Here is a 13319-nt window from a genome sequence, read left to right as displayed (position 1 = left end):
CGTCACTGCTGGGCAAGCAGTACGACATCGCGCAGATGACTCCCTCGGACATGATCACCGCGGCCGACGGTGGGATCGACGTCGTCGCCGTGTCCGCGGGCTACGTCAACCAGCGGGGCGACGACGGCGTGCTGGTGGTGGCGCGGAAGGGCTCCGGGGATCACGTCGGCCAAGGACCTGGTCGGCAAACGGATCGCCGCACCGAGCATCAACGGCAACGTCAACACCGCCACGATGTACTGGCTGGCATCCGAAGGCGTGGACGTCGACTCCGTGAAGGTCGTCGCCGCCGGGGTACCGAACATGCCGGACCTGCTGGAAACCGGCCAGGTGGACGCCGTCGAGGGCGTGATCCCGTACGGCGGGCTGATGGCGTCGCAAGGGGTGAAGATCGCCGAGCCGGTGACGGCACTCGGGGACCGGGTGCAGATGTCGTTCTGGGGCTCACACCGCGAATGGGCGGAGAACAACCGGGAGGTCATCGGCCGGTTCAAGGCCGCGCTGGACGATGCGTCGGCCTGGATGAAGGAGCATCCCCAGGACGCGGTCACGCTGTTGATGGCCAAGACCGGGGTGGACAAGAAGTTCGAGAAATTCGTCAAGGTGCCGGAGTTCACCACGAAGCTCACACCGGAAGACCTCGAGGTCTGGAAGAAGGCGATGACCGAGGTGCGGGGTTTCTCCACCAAGAAGCAGATGAAGGACCTCGTGCTGGGCGGCGGGGACAACAGCGCGGAATAGGTGCGCCGGCTGGGGTGGCGTCCGGCGGCGGGACGTTTCCGCGGCGTTGGCAAACCGGCGCGCGGGAACTCCAACCCTGGGCACGGCAGCAGCGGGCGGCCGACCCAAATCGGCGGCCTCGCCCCGGGGTGCGTGCATCTCGCTCACTCCCCGCCCCGGCAGCGCCGGCCGCTGACAACCCGTCCCCGGCAGCACCGGCCGCTCACAACCCGCCCCGGCAGCACCGGTCCGCTCGATCACCGAGCCCGCAACCGGCGGCGGGCCGCGGCATGTCGACCGACCCGTCTCACCCCGAACTAACCCGATCGGGTGGCTTTCCCACGCTCGCCCAGCGCCCGCGATTCCACCCCCGACCTGTGGCGATCACCCCTACCTGCGACGCTGCTCGAAGTGATCGACGTCCGCACGTGGCGACCTGGTGTCAGGACTGTCGGGCCGACCGGGTATCTGTGGAGGTACCAGGGAGGTCGTGACGGTGCGGTTGCAGTGCTTGGAGAGCGGGATTGCCCCCGCGGGCTCGGACGGTTCGACAGCAGATGCAGTGGATGCCGCGCGGCGATGCGTTGGCATTGGCTGGCGCCTGGGCAAACCACGGTTGATCGTCACCGGTGGTGAAGACCTTCCGCTCGACCTCGGCACTCCGTTCGCCGTCCAGCTGGGCGACGAGCGCCGATGCATCGGCACGTGGCATCGCGACGGACGGCGGCCGTGCCCGTTCGGTCACCGGATCGATCCGGAAGCCACCAGTCCGCAGTGCCGGCCGTGCGCAGCGGCGGACCCGGGCAAAGCCGTCGCCCGGGACACCGTGCTGGACAACCGCCGCTACCACCTGTATCTCGCCTGGTTCGGGCCCGGCTTGGTGAAGGTCGGGATCTGCGCGGTGCACCGCGGGCTGAGCAGGCTGCACGAACAGGGCGCGCTGGCCTCGACGTGGCTCGCCAGTGGCGAGCACGGCCCGATCCGGCGGATGGAGCGGGCGATCGCCGAGGCGGGGATCGCGGTCGAGCGGTACCGCCACGACAAGAAGGTCAGCGCGTGGTGGGCGTATTCCACGCCCGAGCGGCGGCACAACGAGCTGAGCGCCGCCCACCAGCGGGCGCAGGCCATCCCGGACTGGCCGGAGGGGGTGGACCTGGCGCCGTGCCTGGTGGTCGACCACACCCACCTGTACGGACTGGCCGACCTCCCGCTCGGCCTCGACCGGGCAGAGGCGCTGCAGCCAGGGGCGGTCGCGGCGGGCAGGCTGTGCTCGGTGGTCGGCAGCAACCTCGTGCTGGACAACGCGAACGGGCCGGTGGTCATCGACGCGCGGCTGCTCGCCGGGTGGCCGATCGAGCCGGTCGACGCGGGCACCGAGTCCGGTGTGGAACGGGCCAGCTTGCGCGCCTCCGCCCAGCAGGCGCTGTTCTGAACGGCCCGCGGCCAGCGCCCTGGTCTGTGCGGCCCGCGGCCAGCGCCCTGGTCTGTGCGGCCCGCGGCCAGCGCCCAGTTCTTTGCGGCCCGCGGCCAGCGCCCTGGTCTGTGCGGCCCGCGGCTAGCGCCCAGTTCTGAGCGACCCGCGGCTAGCGCGAGGTCACCGAACCCAGCGCGTTGGACAGCCGCGCGAGCAGCGTGGCGAGCTCCGGCGAGGGATTCCGCGTCGTGCCCAGGCCAGGCACGCCTGCCACCAGTTGCGGGTAGGTGTCGACGACCGGTTTCACCGCGCGCAGCAGCGCTTCGTTGGCCAACCGCGCGGCCACGTCCGGCTTCCCGCGGTGCGGTGCGGGCTGCTCGGGCAGCGTGCCCGCCGGTGAGCCGGTCACGCCCGAGCCCCGGCCGACGTGCCGGTCGGCGAAGTCCAGCATGCGCCGGAACGACTGCGGCGCGGTCAGCTCGAGCGTGGCGTTGTGTCCGGTGTCGGGCACCAGGAACGCTTCCACCTCGGTCCCCGGCGCATACCACTGCCGTTCGTACTCACGCAGTGCGGCGCTGCTGACACAGTCGGCGCTGAGCACACCGCAGAAGAACTGATCGTGGTCACCGGTCACGTTCAGCACCGGGACGTTCAGCCTCGGGTCACGATTGGGGACGCTGTAGTTGAGCAGCGTGGCCGCGTTGATCACCGAGTCGGTGTCCTTCATGTCCTTCTCGTCGATCTTCTTCACCGACGGATGCACGTTCGGCGCGTGGTAGAAGATGTCCCGCGTGCCGGGCTGGCTGGTCACGTAGAGCGGATCCAGACCGAGTCCGGCGAACTTCTCGTCCCCGGACGCCAGATACGCATGCCCGATGATCTCGGCGACGGCATTGCCGTAGTTGAGCACGTGACTGAAGCCCGTGGTGATCAAGGCGTCGAAGCCGCCGTACTCGCGGGCAGTGGTGTCGACCAGGATCGACCCGTAGCTGTGCCCGACACCGATCACCCGGGAAAAGCGCGGGCCGAGCTCGCCCGCACGCAGCGCCCGCACCACCGAATCCAGCGACGCGAGGTCGTTCTGCATCGTGTCGAAGACGCTCAGCGGCCGCAGCGAGGCACCCGTACCGAGCCGGTCGATGGCCAGGGTCGCGTAGCCCGCCCGGTTCGCGGCCTGCTGGTAACTGTCGGCTCCTGGCCGATACGGCGTCTGCCAGTAGTTGCGGTTGTACGTCCATCCCGGCACGAGCAGCTGGACGGTGGTGGCTCGCGGGGGCACGCACAAGGTTCCGGACAGCGGGCCCGTCTGCGTCCCGGCACGCACCGGAACGGCCACGTTGCGACAAGTGGTGGCCGGGGACTCGGCGGAGTCAGCGAGCGCATCGGCTCCGAAGAAGACGCTGGCGGCGGCCAGTACCCCGGAAACCAGGAAGGCACGGGTGCGACGGCCGGGGACAAGGCGGAAAGAACACATCGTCGGGTTCCTCGCAGTCGATCACGAAGCAGGGCGGAGGCGACGGCTCGATCCGTCAACCTAATGAAGATTTACTTAATCTAGTGAGATTTCACTTAGTCCGGCAGGGATGTCACCCGAAAGTGGTGCGTTGGTGAGCTGGTGCGGCTCAGCCGGCGACGACGGCCAGGCCGATGGTGGCGACGAGGTCGGCCGTGCGGCTCCGGGCACGCAGGTGCGGTGTCCGCGCGATGTCGTTGATCAGATTGAGCGCGGCCTGCAACCGCACCCGGGAGTGGGCTTTCGGCCGGTCCGGATACAGCCTGGCCAGCGGCTGAAGCCAGCGGTCCCGGTAGGCGCGCTGGGCCCGCAGCATCTCGTCCCGGCTTTCCTGAGGCAGGCCTGCTGTTTCGGTGACGAGCACGTCCACGATCTCGCTGTGCGCGAAGCAGAATCCCGCGTACGAACGCGCCAGGCCTTCCAGCCGGGCTCGATCGTCGGCGGCGTCGGTCACCGCGCCATCGGTGGCGGCGAGGAGCGTCTCGGTCCCGTTGTGCATCACCGCCATCATCAGGTCGAGCTTGGTGGCGAAGTGGTGGTAGATGCTGGGACCGGCGATCCCCACCGCCGCGCCGACGTCGTCGACACCGACGGTGTGATACCCGCGCTCGGCGAACAGCTTCCCGGCCGCATCGATCAGTTCCGCACGCCGGTCGTCGGGAGTGCCCATCGGTGGCGGAGCCAGCGCGGGCAACGGCTCGTCCAGCCGCACGCGGATGACGTCCTCGACGATCGCGGTCAGCAGTTCGCGGTACTCGTCCGTCTCGAGCTCGATGCGTTGGAACGACAGGCTGGTGACCGCGGCCAGGATCGCCCAGGCGATCACTTCCACGTCGTCCTCCGGCAGGTCCGGCCGACGTGAGGCGACGAACTTGCACACCGAACGGGAGATCTCCACCAGTTCGGCCCGCAACACTTCGCGCCGCTCGGACGGCAACCTGCGCGACTCCCGCTGCCACAGCACACCGAGCCGACGGTGCGTCAGGGCGGCGGCGGCGAGGTCGGCCGGACCGCGCAGCTCACGCACCGTCTCCGCGATGGCGTGCAAGGCGGCCCGGACGACCTCGAACAGCAAGTCGTCCTTGCTGCGGAAGTGCCGGTACAGCGCCGATGGGCCGACGGCCACCGCTTCGGCGACGTCGGCCATCGACACCTGGGCGTAGCCCTTCGTGACGAACAGATCAGCCGCCGCGGTGATGATGAGCTGGCGCCGATTACGCGGACGCGTCCCCCGTGGCGGCGGCGCAACCGGGCGCGCCCACTCGGTGCTCATCAACCTCACCTCAGCAACGACATCGCAGCGCCATCACCCGCTCTGCGCGCCTACCTTGTCGCGCAGCCGGTGCTTGAGAATCTTGCCGGACGCGTTGCGCGGGATGTCACCGAGCACCACATCGTGCGGCACCTTGTACGCCGAGATCTTCCCGTCGCAGAACTTCTTCACGTCCTCCAGCGTCACCCGCGCGCCTTCGCGCGGGCTGATCACCGCGACGATGCTTTCGCCGTAGACCTCGTGCGGACGCGCCACAACGGCGACGTCGGCGATGTCCGGATGGCCGGCGAGCACCCGCTCCACCTCGACCGAGTAGACGTTCCGCCCACCGGTGATGATCACGTCCTTGAGCCGGTCGACCAGCGTGACGTAGCCGTCGGCGTCGATCTTGGCCACGTCGCCGGTGTGCAGCCAGCCGTCGCGCAGCGTCTCGGCGGTTTCCTCGGGCTTGTTCCAGTAGCCCTTCATGATCGTCTCGCCGCGCAGCAGCAGCTCGCCGACCCCGCCCGGCCCGACGTCGTTGCCGTCGGCATCCACGATGCGGTACTCGGTGTTCGGGATGGCTTGCGCGCCGCTGGCGTCCGGCCGCTGCTTCACCTGGTCGACGTCGGCGTAGATGCCGCCGGGACCTGCCTCGGTCTGTCCGCACAGCTGGATGAAGTTGACCTCCGGCCACATGGCCAGCAGCTTGTCGACCGCGCTGGCGGGCATGGGGGCCGCACCGAACAGGCCGGTGCGCCACGCCGACAGGTCCCGCTTGTCGGCGCCCGGCATGCGCAGCAGGAACTGGAACATGGTCGGCACGCCGAAGAACATGGTGATCCGCTCGGACTCCATGGTCTGCAGCACCTTGTCCGGGTCGAACGCCGGCAGCACCACGTGCTTGACGCCGAGCATCGTGCCGGGGATCAGCATGATGCACAGTTCAGCCGCGTGATACAGCGGCGCGACGTGCAGGAACCGGTCACCCACCTTCATCCCGCAGGTCGCGACGCAGTTGAACGCCACCCACATGGTGCGGTGGTGGTCGAACAGCGCGCCTTTCGGTCTACCCGTGGTGCCGGAGGTGTAGAGGATCAGCGAATCGTCCTGCTCGGTGACGACCTCCGGCAGCGGCTCCGCATCGACATCGGCCGACTGCGCGATCAGGTCGGGGAAGCCGTCCACCCCGCCCAGCGACAGCACATGCTGTGTGGTCGCCGGGAGGCCGTCGTCCACCGCGGCGCGGACGGCCTTCTCGGTCGCCGGGTCAAAAGCCAAGATCCGGGCGCCGGAGTCCTCCAGCAGGTAGTGCAGCTCGGGAGCAGCCGATGCCGGGTTGACCGGCACGATGATCGCGCCGAGCCGCGCAGCCGCGTAGAAGGCCAGCACGAACCGGTCGGAGTTCCCGGCCATCAACGCGAACCGGTCCCCCTTGCTCAAGCCGAGACCGGCAAGGACCCCGGCGACTCTGTCGACTGCGGCATCCAGCTCCGCATAGGTGTAGCGCCGCTCCCCGAAAACGAGCGCTTCGGCGGTCGGGACGCGACGCGCCGTCATCCGTAACGATCCTGCGATTGTGGGCATTGCCGGCCTCCTCGCGCGTAGAGAGCGGGCCGGCCGGGCGCAACCGGCCGGCCCCCAGCATCAGATCGAAAAACCTCCTCCGCAAATCAGCGTCTGGCCGCTGACGTAGTCCGACTCCGGGATGCACAGCAGATAGACCGCACCGGCGGCCTCCGCGGGCGTGCCCGCGCGGCCGAGCGGCACCGAGCGCTCCATCATGGCCAGCAAGTCCGGGTTGACGCCGACCTTGATCTCCTTGCCCTCGATGTCGATCTTGGCGTCGGCGTCCGCGGGAGCTTCGGTCAATCTGGTCCTGATCAGGCCGAACGCCACCGTGTTGACCGTGACGTTGTAGCGGCCCCACTCCTTGGACAGGGTCTTGGTCAGGCCGGTCACGCCCGCCTTCGCGGCGGCGTAGTTGGCCTGCCCGGGGTTGCCACCCAATCCGGCGATCGACGAGATGTTGACGACCTTGCGGCAGGGCACCGGCTCCCCGTCGGCCTTCGCCTGCTTCACCGCCGCGGAGATCACCGGTTGCGCGGCCCGCAGGATCCGGAACGGCGCCTTGAGGTGCACGTCCAGGATGGCGTCCCACTGCTCGTCGGTCATCTTCTGCACGACCGAGTCCCACGTGTAGCCGGCGTTGTTGACGACGATGTCCAGTCCGCCGAACTCCTCGACCGCGGTGTTGACGAACCGCTCGGCGAAGCCGTCCTCGGTGACACTGCCGACACACGCGACGGCCTTGCCACCGGCTTCGGTGATGGCGGCAACGGTCTCCTTGGCCGGTCCCTCGTCCAGGTCGTTGACCACGACCGCGGCGCCGTCACCGGCCAGCTTGCGGGCGATCTCGGCACCGATGCCGCGCCCGGATCCGCTGACGATGGCGACCTTGCCGTCCAACTTCCCCATGTATTCCTCCTCCTCAAACGAGCGCTACGACGGCTTCGCCGGTGAGCGTGGTGGTGCCGTCCTGGAGAGTGACCGCGAGTTCGACCGTCGCTTCGTCGCCGTCGACCGCGACGACCTTGCCCGTGCAGGTCGGCTTCGCGTTGACCGGCGTGATCGCGACGAAGCGGGTCTTGAGCGAGCGGATCCGCTCCTGCGGGACCCAGTTGGTGACCAGCCGGGCCAGATAGGCCATCGACAACATGCCGTGGGCGAACACGTCGTCCAGCCCGGCCGACCGCGCCACGTCGAGGTCGATGTGGATCGGGTTGTGGTCACCGGACGCACCGGCGAACAGGGCCAGCGTGGTGCGGGTGATCGGCTCCAGTACCAGCGGCGGCAGTTCGGTGCCGACTTCCACGTTGGTCAGCGCGGTCATGACACCCCCTTGTTCTGGGCGATCAGCACCGTCCGGGCCTCGGCGATCAGGTCGTCCCCGCGCGTGATGGTGGTCTTCTTCGTGACCAACTCGAGCGCGCCGCCCTTCTTGCTGGTCACGTCGACGATGCGCGGCTGCAGCACCAGTTCGTCGCCCGCGTAGGCCATCGCGTGATAGGTGAAGCTCTGCTCGCCGTGCAGGATGGTGCGCAGGTCGACGCCGAGCGACGTGATCCACGCGAACGGGTCGGACTGCTCCAGTTCCAGGCTGAAGAAGAACGTCGGCGGAACCGGGAGGTCCGGATGGCCGGCCGCCTTGGCCGCGGCCACGTCCGAGTAGATCGGGTCGTCCTGCCCGGTAGCTTTCGCGAAGAACGCCAGCCGCCCGCGCTCCACCGCGACGGTCAGCGGCGGAATCTCCTGCGCCATGGCCTGAGCTGCGTCGATCGGCACCTCAGCCCACCTTCCGGTAGAGCGCGACGATGGCCGCTCCGCCCAGGCCGATGTTGTGCTGCAGCGCCACCTGGACGTCGTCGACCTGGCGCGGGCCGGCTTCACCACGCAGCTGCCACACCAGCTCCGCGCACTGGGCAAGACCGGTCGCGCCCAGCGGGTGACCCTTGGACAACAGTCCGCCGGACGGGTTGGTGACCACGCGGCCGCCGTAGGTGTTGTCGCCGTCGGCGATGAACTTCTCCGCGGTGCCTTCCGGGGTCAGGCCGAGTGCCTCGTAGCTGATCACCTCGTTGGTGGTGAAGCAGTCGTGCAGCTCGACCACCCGGATGTCCTCCGGCCCGATGCCGGACTGCTCGTAGACCTGGCGCGCCGCTTCCTTGGCCATGTCGTAGCCGACCAGCTTCATCGCGTCACCCTCGAAGCTCGACGGCCGGTCGGTGGTCATGGCCTGCGCCTCGATCACCACGTCCGCACGCAGGCCGCGCTTGCGGGCGAACTCCTCGGAAACCACGATCGCCGCGGCCGCACCGCAGGTCGGCGGACAGCACTGCAGGCGGGTCAGCGGACCGTAGATGCGGGGTGACGACAGCACCTCGTCGACCGTGACCGGGTCGCGGAACACCGCGTACGGGTTGTTGGCCGCATGCTTGCGGGCCTTCACCGAAACCTGGGCGAAGACGTCCTCGCTCATGCCGTAGCGCTCGGCGTATGTGGCTCCGGCGGCGCCGAAGTAGCGCGGGGCCATCGGCACGCCGTCGTCCGCGGGCGCGTCGAGCACCTTGTCGAACCGGTCGAACGGGCTCGGCCGGTCGTCGAAGTGCGCGGAGAGGGCGCCCCGCTGCATCTGCTCGAATCCCAGTGCCAGCACGCAGTCGGCCATCCCGGACACCACCGCCTGCCTGGCCAGGTACAGCGCCGACGACCCGGTCGAGCAGTTGTTGTTCACGTTGATGATCGGGATCCCGGTCATGCCGACCCGGTACAGGGCGTTCTGCCCGCTGGTGGAGTCGCCGTACACATAGCCGGCGTACGCCTGCTGCACGTGCTCCAGATCGACCCCTGCGTCCGCCAATGCCGACTTGATCGCGCCCTCCGCGAGGACGTCGTAGGTGTCACTTCGGCTGGGCGTCGCGAAGGGCACCATGCCCACCCCAGCGACTACCGCTCGCGCCATGTCGCCTCCCTATCTAGCAGCAATTCACTTAATCTAGCGTGAGTTCACTTGATTGGCAACGGGCTTCCCCCGACCGACCGAACGACCCGCACGTTGGCGGGGTGATCAACTGTCTGGCTACTGTCGAGGCGAACCCCACGACGAGGACGCAAGGCGCCATGCGAGTTCTGGTGATCGAGGACGACGAGGATCTGCGGCATGCCGTCGCCACCGACCTCAGCGCGGCCGGGCTGGAGGTGGACGAGGCGGGCGACATCGCGCAGGCTCACCGGGCGCTGGAGTCCGCCGAGTATCACTGCGCGGTCTTCGACCGGATGCTGCCGGACGGCGACGCGATCACCTATGTGCATCGCAGGCGGCAGCAGGGCTGGGCGGTCCCGGTGTTGTTCCTGACCGCGCGCGATCAGCTCGCCGACCGGCTCGCCGGATTCGAGCACGGCGGGGACGACTACCTGGTGAAGCCGTTCGCGGTCGGGGAGATGACCGCGCGGGTGATGGCGCTGTGTCGTCGAGCAGGCGCCGCGCGACCGTCCGTGCTGCGCCATGCGGACCTCGAACTGGACAGCGCGCGGCGGGAAGTGCGGCGGGCCGGCGTGCTGCTGTCGTTGACCAGCAAGGAATTCGCCATCCTCGAGTACTTGATGGCGCGGCCGGATCAGGCGGTGCCGCGCGCGGAACTGATCGAACACTGCTGGGGTGCGGACGCCGACCCGATGTCGAACGTGGTGGACGTCGTGGTGCTGCGACTGCGCCGCAAGTTGCGCGAACCGAACCTGATCCACACGGTCCGGGGGCTGGGCTACCGGCTGGTCGATCCGAACCGCGCCGTGCAGTGATCTTTTCGGCTACCTTCGGTATGTGCGCGTGCTGGTCACCGAGGACGACGAAGACTTGCGGACGGCCGTCGAAGCAGCGCTGCGCGGCGCGGGGTTCGCGGTGGACGTGGCGATCGATCTGCCGCAGGCGGACGAGGCGCTGGCGGTGAACGCCTACGACTGCGTCGTCTTCGACCGCATGCTGCCGAGCGGTGACGCGCTGGCGTACGTGCATCAACGGCGGCGCGCCGGGTGGCCGGTGCCCGTGCTGTTCCTGACCGCGCGGGACGCCGTGGCGGATCGCATCGCGGGGCTGGCGATCGCGGACGACTACTTGCTGAAGCCGTTCGCGATGGACGAGCTGCTGGCCCGGGTGCGCAGCGTGTGCCGGCGGTCCGACGCGGGTGTGGTGACGAACTCGGTGCTCCGACACGGCGACCTGGTGATGGACGTGGCCAAGCACGAGGCGTGGCGGGGCCAGCGCCAGTTGACGCTGACCGCGAAGGAGTTCGCGGTGCTGCACCAGTTGATCGCCGCTGGTGGCGCGCCGGTCCGGCGCCAGGATCTGATCGCCGCGGCGTGGGACGAGCTGGTGCCCCCGGCGTCGAACGTGCTGGATGTGGTGGTCGCTCAGCTGCGCCGCAAGCTCGGTCAACCGCAGGTCGTGTTGACCGTCCGCGGGGTCGGTTACGCCCTGCGTTGAGTTTCCGCTGCAGCAAGCTGCCGTCGCGGCCCATCGCGCGCTGCCGTTCCTACGATGAGGCGGAGATCGACTAGCAGGGGGTACGTGGATGGCACGCCGGAAGCGCCGCGACACGGTGAGCGTGGCTGACTCCGGCCTTTCCGACGGGGAACTGGTGCCGCTCGCGGACGGACCGGTCGCGAGCGTGCTGGCCGGCGTCGACCACGTCACCGGGGAAGCCTTCGCGCTGAAGGTGTATCCGGACAAGATCGAGCGCTCGGTGCGCACCGAACTGGAAGCGGAGTTCGGCAAGCTCATCCCGTTGCGGGCGGCCGCACCGGTGCTGGTCGCGGACCGGGTGATGACGCACGAGGGCCGATGTGCGGTGCGGATGGAGCTTGCCGCGCAGTCGCTGCCGGATCTGATCGAGTCGTTCGGGCCGCTGTCGGCGGTGGACGCGCTGGCGCTCGGTGAGTCGCTGGCGACTGCGCTCGCAGCCGCGCACGCCGTCGGTGTGGTGCACGGCGGCGTGACACCGGGCAATGTGCTGTTCCGGCCTTCCGGGGAAGCCGTGCTGTCGGACTTCGGGCGGGCGCTGCGGAGCGCGTTCCCGAACAACTCCGCGGAAGTGGGTTTCCGGGCGCCGGAAACGGTGCGAGACGGCACCACCAGCGAACTGACCGACATCTACGGCATCGGCGCGATCTTGTATCTGGCGCTGGCGGGTCGGCCGCCATACGTGCTGCAGCTCGGCGAGCACGCCGGGGCGCACATGCTGCGAGTGCTGGACTCGCCTCCGCCGCCGCTGAACCGGCACGACCTTCCGTCGACGTTCCCGCGGCTGCTCGGGGAGCTGCTGGCGAAGAATCCCGGCGACCGCCCGACGGATCTGACGGACATCGCGGCTCAACTTAGGCAGATGCGGGAGCTGTGCCCGGAGCAGGGAGCGCCCCCGGGGACGGCCACCGCGACTGCTGTGAAGAAGCCGCGGGCGAAGGCGCCTGCGTTCGACGACTTCGCGCAGGATCTGCAACCGCGTGTGCCCGCGTGGATGCCGATGGACTGGGAGGAGCCGGTGCCCGTGGTCGGGCCCGCCGCCGTGCCTCCGCGAGCTCCGGCGCCGACGGGGCCGGCTCACCCGCAGGCCGACGGTCGACCCGCTGTCGCGGCGCCCGGTCTACCGCCGGGCGGTGCCCAGCGGGCCGAGGCGGCACCAGCCGCGCCCGCACCCACGCCCGCCGCTCAGCCGGGGTCCACACCGACACCCGCCGCTCAACACGCGTCCACCGCGACACTCGGCGGAAGACCCGCCATCCAAGCCGCTCCGGCGCCCAGGCCCGAGGCACAGCGCACCGCTCAAGGCGCTCCCGCGCCCAAGCCCGAGCCAACGCCTGCCACCCAGGCCGCGCCCGCACCGACGCCTGAGGCGCAGCCCTCCGCAGCACCCGTGTCACTCACACGGGTAACGGGCGAGGGCGACTCAGGGCCGGTGGCGTCCCCACAGGCCGAACCTCAGCCGACCGTGGCGAGACCCGAGCCGACCGCCGGGGTGGCCGAGCCCACGGGGACGTCCGAGGTGGAGGCGCCGTCCGCGAGCAGTTCCGGGGCCTCAGCCACCCACCAGACCGAGTCATCGACCACCCACCAGACCGAGACCGAGTCACCGTCCGCGGACAAGCCCGAGTCGCCGTCGGCTCGTCAGCCTGAAGCGTCCGACGCGCCGAAGGCGTCGTCCGCCGACCAGCTTGAGCCCCCGGCGCAGCTGCCCGGGCCACCGCAGGCCGACCCTGATCGCACGCAGTCGATCCCGCGCTCTGACATCTCCGACGCAACCGTGGTCGTCTCGCGCTCGACCGTGCAGGCCGCCGATCGCCGGCAGTTCGCCCCACCTGCCCCGACCGGTCAACCCGTCCTCGTGTTCCGCACGCCGGAAGCCCGCCGACCGGTTTCGCCCGTGGCCGGGGTGCTCTCCGCCGTGGCCGCGGTGCTCGTGTTGGCGATCGTCGCGGTGGTCGCGCTGGTCGCCGAGTCACCCGAGGACACCGTCCGGGCCGCGTCCCTGCACAGCAGCCGGACACCGCCGCTCTCGGAAACCGCCTCACCGTCCGCACCACCTTCGAGCAGTGAGCGTCCGCAAGCTGTGAAGCTGACGTTGGAGGCGCCGATCGATCGCGGCAAGTACGTCCAGATGCGCTGGCACAGCACGACTCCGCTGCGCTACGCGGTTGTGGTCGCGGGCGAAGGCGAAGAGACCAATGTCGTCATCGCCGGCGAGAACACCAGTGTCCGGGTCAACGTGCACCCGAAGCGGGCGTACTGTTTCGCCGTCCAGGGCACCGATGGCGACCGTGTCTACGAGAGCAAGCCGCGCGGCATTCGCGGAGCCACGTGCTCCCGCTGA

Annotated in this window: 12 protein-coding genes; 5 read left to right on the top strand and 7 right to left on the bottom strand. The window is 69.5% G+C overall.

Annotated elements, in window-relative coordinates:
* Positions 1-69: 69 nt before the first annotated feature.
* Together YWM_RS0117560 and YWM_RS24350 are read left to right on the top strand one after the other, a co-directional pair.
* The gene (locus YWM_RS0117560) at positions 70-741 is read left to right on the top strand and encodes an ABC transporter substrate-binding protein (protein ID WP_028851789.1); all 672 of its coding nucleotides are present in this window, start codon (positions 70-72) and stop codon (positions 739-741) included.
* Between the two features lie 595 nt (positions 742-1336).
* The gene (locus YWM_RS24350) at positions 1337-2152 is read left to right on the top strand and encodes a DUF2797 domain-containing protein (RefSeq protein ID WP_051310128.1); all 816 of its coding nucleotides are present in this window, start codon (positions 1337-1339) and stop codon (positions 2150-2152) included.
* Between the two features lie 151 nt (positions 2153-2303).
* Here YWM_RS24350 and YWM_RS24345 read toward each other — a convergent pair whose 3' ends face one another.
* The 7 genes from YWM_RS24345 to YWM_RS0117520 form a co-directional block, all read right to left on the bottom strand.
* Positions 2304-3608 carry an alpha/beta hydrolase gene (locus YWM_RS24345; protein ID WP_084612492.1) on the bottom strand — a complete coding sequence of 435 codons (1305 nt, stop codon included), beginning with the start codon at positions 3606-3608 and terminating at the stop codon, positions 2304-2306.
* A 148-nt stretch (positions 3609-3756) separates the two neighbouring features.
* Entirely contained in the window at positions 3757-4920 is a 1164-nt protein-coding gene (locus YWM_RS0117545) for a TetR/AcrR family transcriptional regulator (protein WP_028851788.1), read from the bottom strand.
* A 33-nt stretch (positions 4921-4953) separates the two neighbouring features.
* A complete protein-coding gene (locus YWM_RS0117540) occupies positions 4954-6486 on the bottom strand; it encodes a class I adenylate-forming enzyme family protein (RefSeq protein ID WP_028851787.1) in 1533 nt (510 codons plus the stop codon).
* Positions 6487-6546: 60 nt separating this feature from the next.
* Entirely contained in the window at positions 6547-7377 is an 831-nt protein-coding gene (locus YWM_RS0117535; protein WP_028847517.1) for an SDR family NAD(P)-dependent oxidoreductase, read from the bottom strand.
* A 13-nt stretch (positions 7378-7390) separates the two neighbouring features.
* Positions 7391-7792 (bottom strand): MaoC/PaaZ C-terminal domain-containing protein, encoded by a 402-nt coding sequence (locus YWM_RS0117530; RefSeq protein WP_028851786.1) that lies wholly within the window; start codon positions 7790-7792, stop codon positions 7391-7393.
* Positions 7789-8244 carry a MaoC family dehydratase N-terminal domain-containing protein gene (locus YWM_RS0117525; protein WP_028847519.1) on the bottom strand — a complete coding sequence of 152 codons (456 nt, stop codon included), beginning with the start codon at positions 8242-8244 and terminating at the stop codon, positions 7789-7791. Before YWM_RS0117525 ends, YWM_RS0117530 begins: the two co-directional genes overlap by 4 nt.
* Before the next feature lies 1 nt (position 8245).
* Positions 8246-9421: a lipid-transfer protein gene (locus YWM_RS0117520; protein WP_028847520.1), complete on the bottom strand. Its 1176-nt coding sequence runs from the start codon at positions 9419-9421 to the stop codon at positions 8246-8248.
* A 158-nt stretch (positions 9422-9579) separates the two neighbouring features.
* Here YWM_RS0117520 and YWM_RS0117515 point away from each other — a divergent pair, with 158 nt between their 5' ends.
* The 3 genes from YWM_RS0117515 (at position 9580) to YWM_RS25370 (ending at position 13319) form a co-directional block, all read left to right on the top strand.
* Positions 9580-10257 carry a response regulator transcription factor gene (locus YWM_RS0117515; RefSeq protein ID WP_211232520.1) on the top strand — a complete coding sequence of 226 codons (678 nt, stop codon included), beginning with the start codon at positions 9580-9582 and terminating at the stop codon, positions 10255-10257.
* Between the two features lie 22 nt (positions 10258-10279).
* Complete coding sequence (locus YWM_RS0117510) at positions 10280-10939, top strand: winged helix-turn-helix domain-containing protein (protein ID WP_028851784.1); 660 nt, start codon at positions 10280-10282, stop codon at positions 10937-10939.
* A gap of 88 nt (positions 10940-11027) precedes the next feature.
* Complete coding sequence (locus YWM_RS25370; RefSeq protein WP_052345076.1) at positions 11028-13319, top strand: protein kinase domain-containing protein; 2292 nt, start codon at positions 11028-11030, stop codon at positions 13317-13319.

Source organism: Thermocrispum municipale DSM 44069 (assembly GCF_000427825.1).
GTDB classification, from domain to species: Bacteria; Actinomycetota; Actinomycetes; order Mycobacteriales; family Pseudonocardiaceae; genus Thermocrispum; species Thermocrispum municipale.
Note: the sequence above shows the minus strand (reverse complement) of the source record. Positions and strands in the feature narration are given on the sequence as shown.

Excerpts from the sequence above, each read along its gene's own strand:
- YWM_RS24345 (WP_084612492.1), bottom strand. The coding sequence starts at position 3,608 with ATGTGTTCTTTCCGCCTTGTCCCCGGCCGTCGCACCCGTGCCTTCCTG.
- YWM_RS0117545 (WP_028851788.1), bottom strand. The coding sequence starts at position 4,920 with ATGAGCACCGAGTGGGCGCGCCCGGTTGCGCCGCCGCCACGGGGGACG.
- YWM_RS0117540 (WP_028851787.1), bottom strand. The coding sequence starts at position 6,486 with ATGCCCACAATCGCAGGATCGTTACGGATGACGGCGCGTCGCGTCCCG.
- YWM_RS0117535 (WP_028847517.1), bottom strand. The coding sequence starts at position 7,377 with ATGGGGAAGTTGGACGGCAAGGTCGCCATCGTCAGCGGATCCGGGCGC.
- YWM_RS0117530 (WP_028851786.1), bottom strand. The coding sequence starts at position 7,792 with ATGACCGCGCTGACCAACGTGGAAGTCGGCACCGAACTGCCGCCGCTG.
- YWM_RS0117520 (WP_028847520.1), bottom strand. The coding sequence starts at position 9,421 with ATGGCGCGAGCGGTAGTCGCTGGGGTGGGCATGGTGCCCTTCGCGACG.
- YWM_RS0117515 (WP_211232520.1), top strand. The coding sequence starts at position 9,580 with ATGCGAGTTCTGGTGATCGAGGACGACGAGGATCTGCGGCATGCCGTC.
- YWM_RS25370 (WP_052345076.1), top strand. The coding sequence starts at position 11,028 with ATGGCACGCCGGAAGCGCCGCGACACGGTGAGCGTGGCTGACTCCGGC.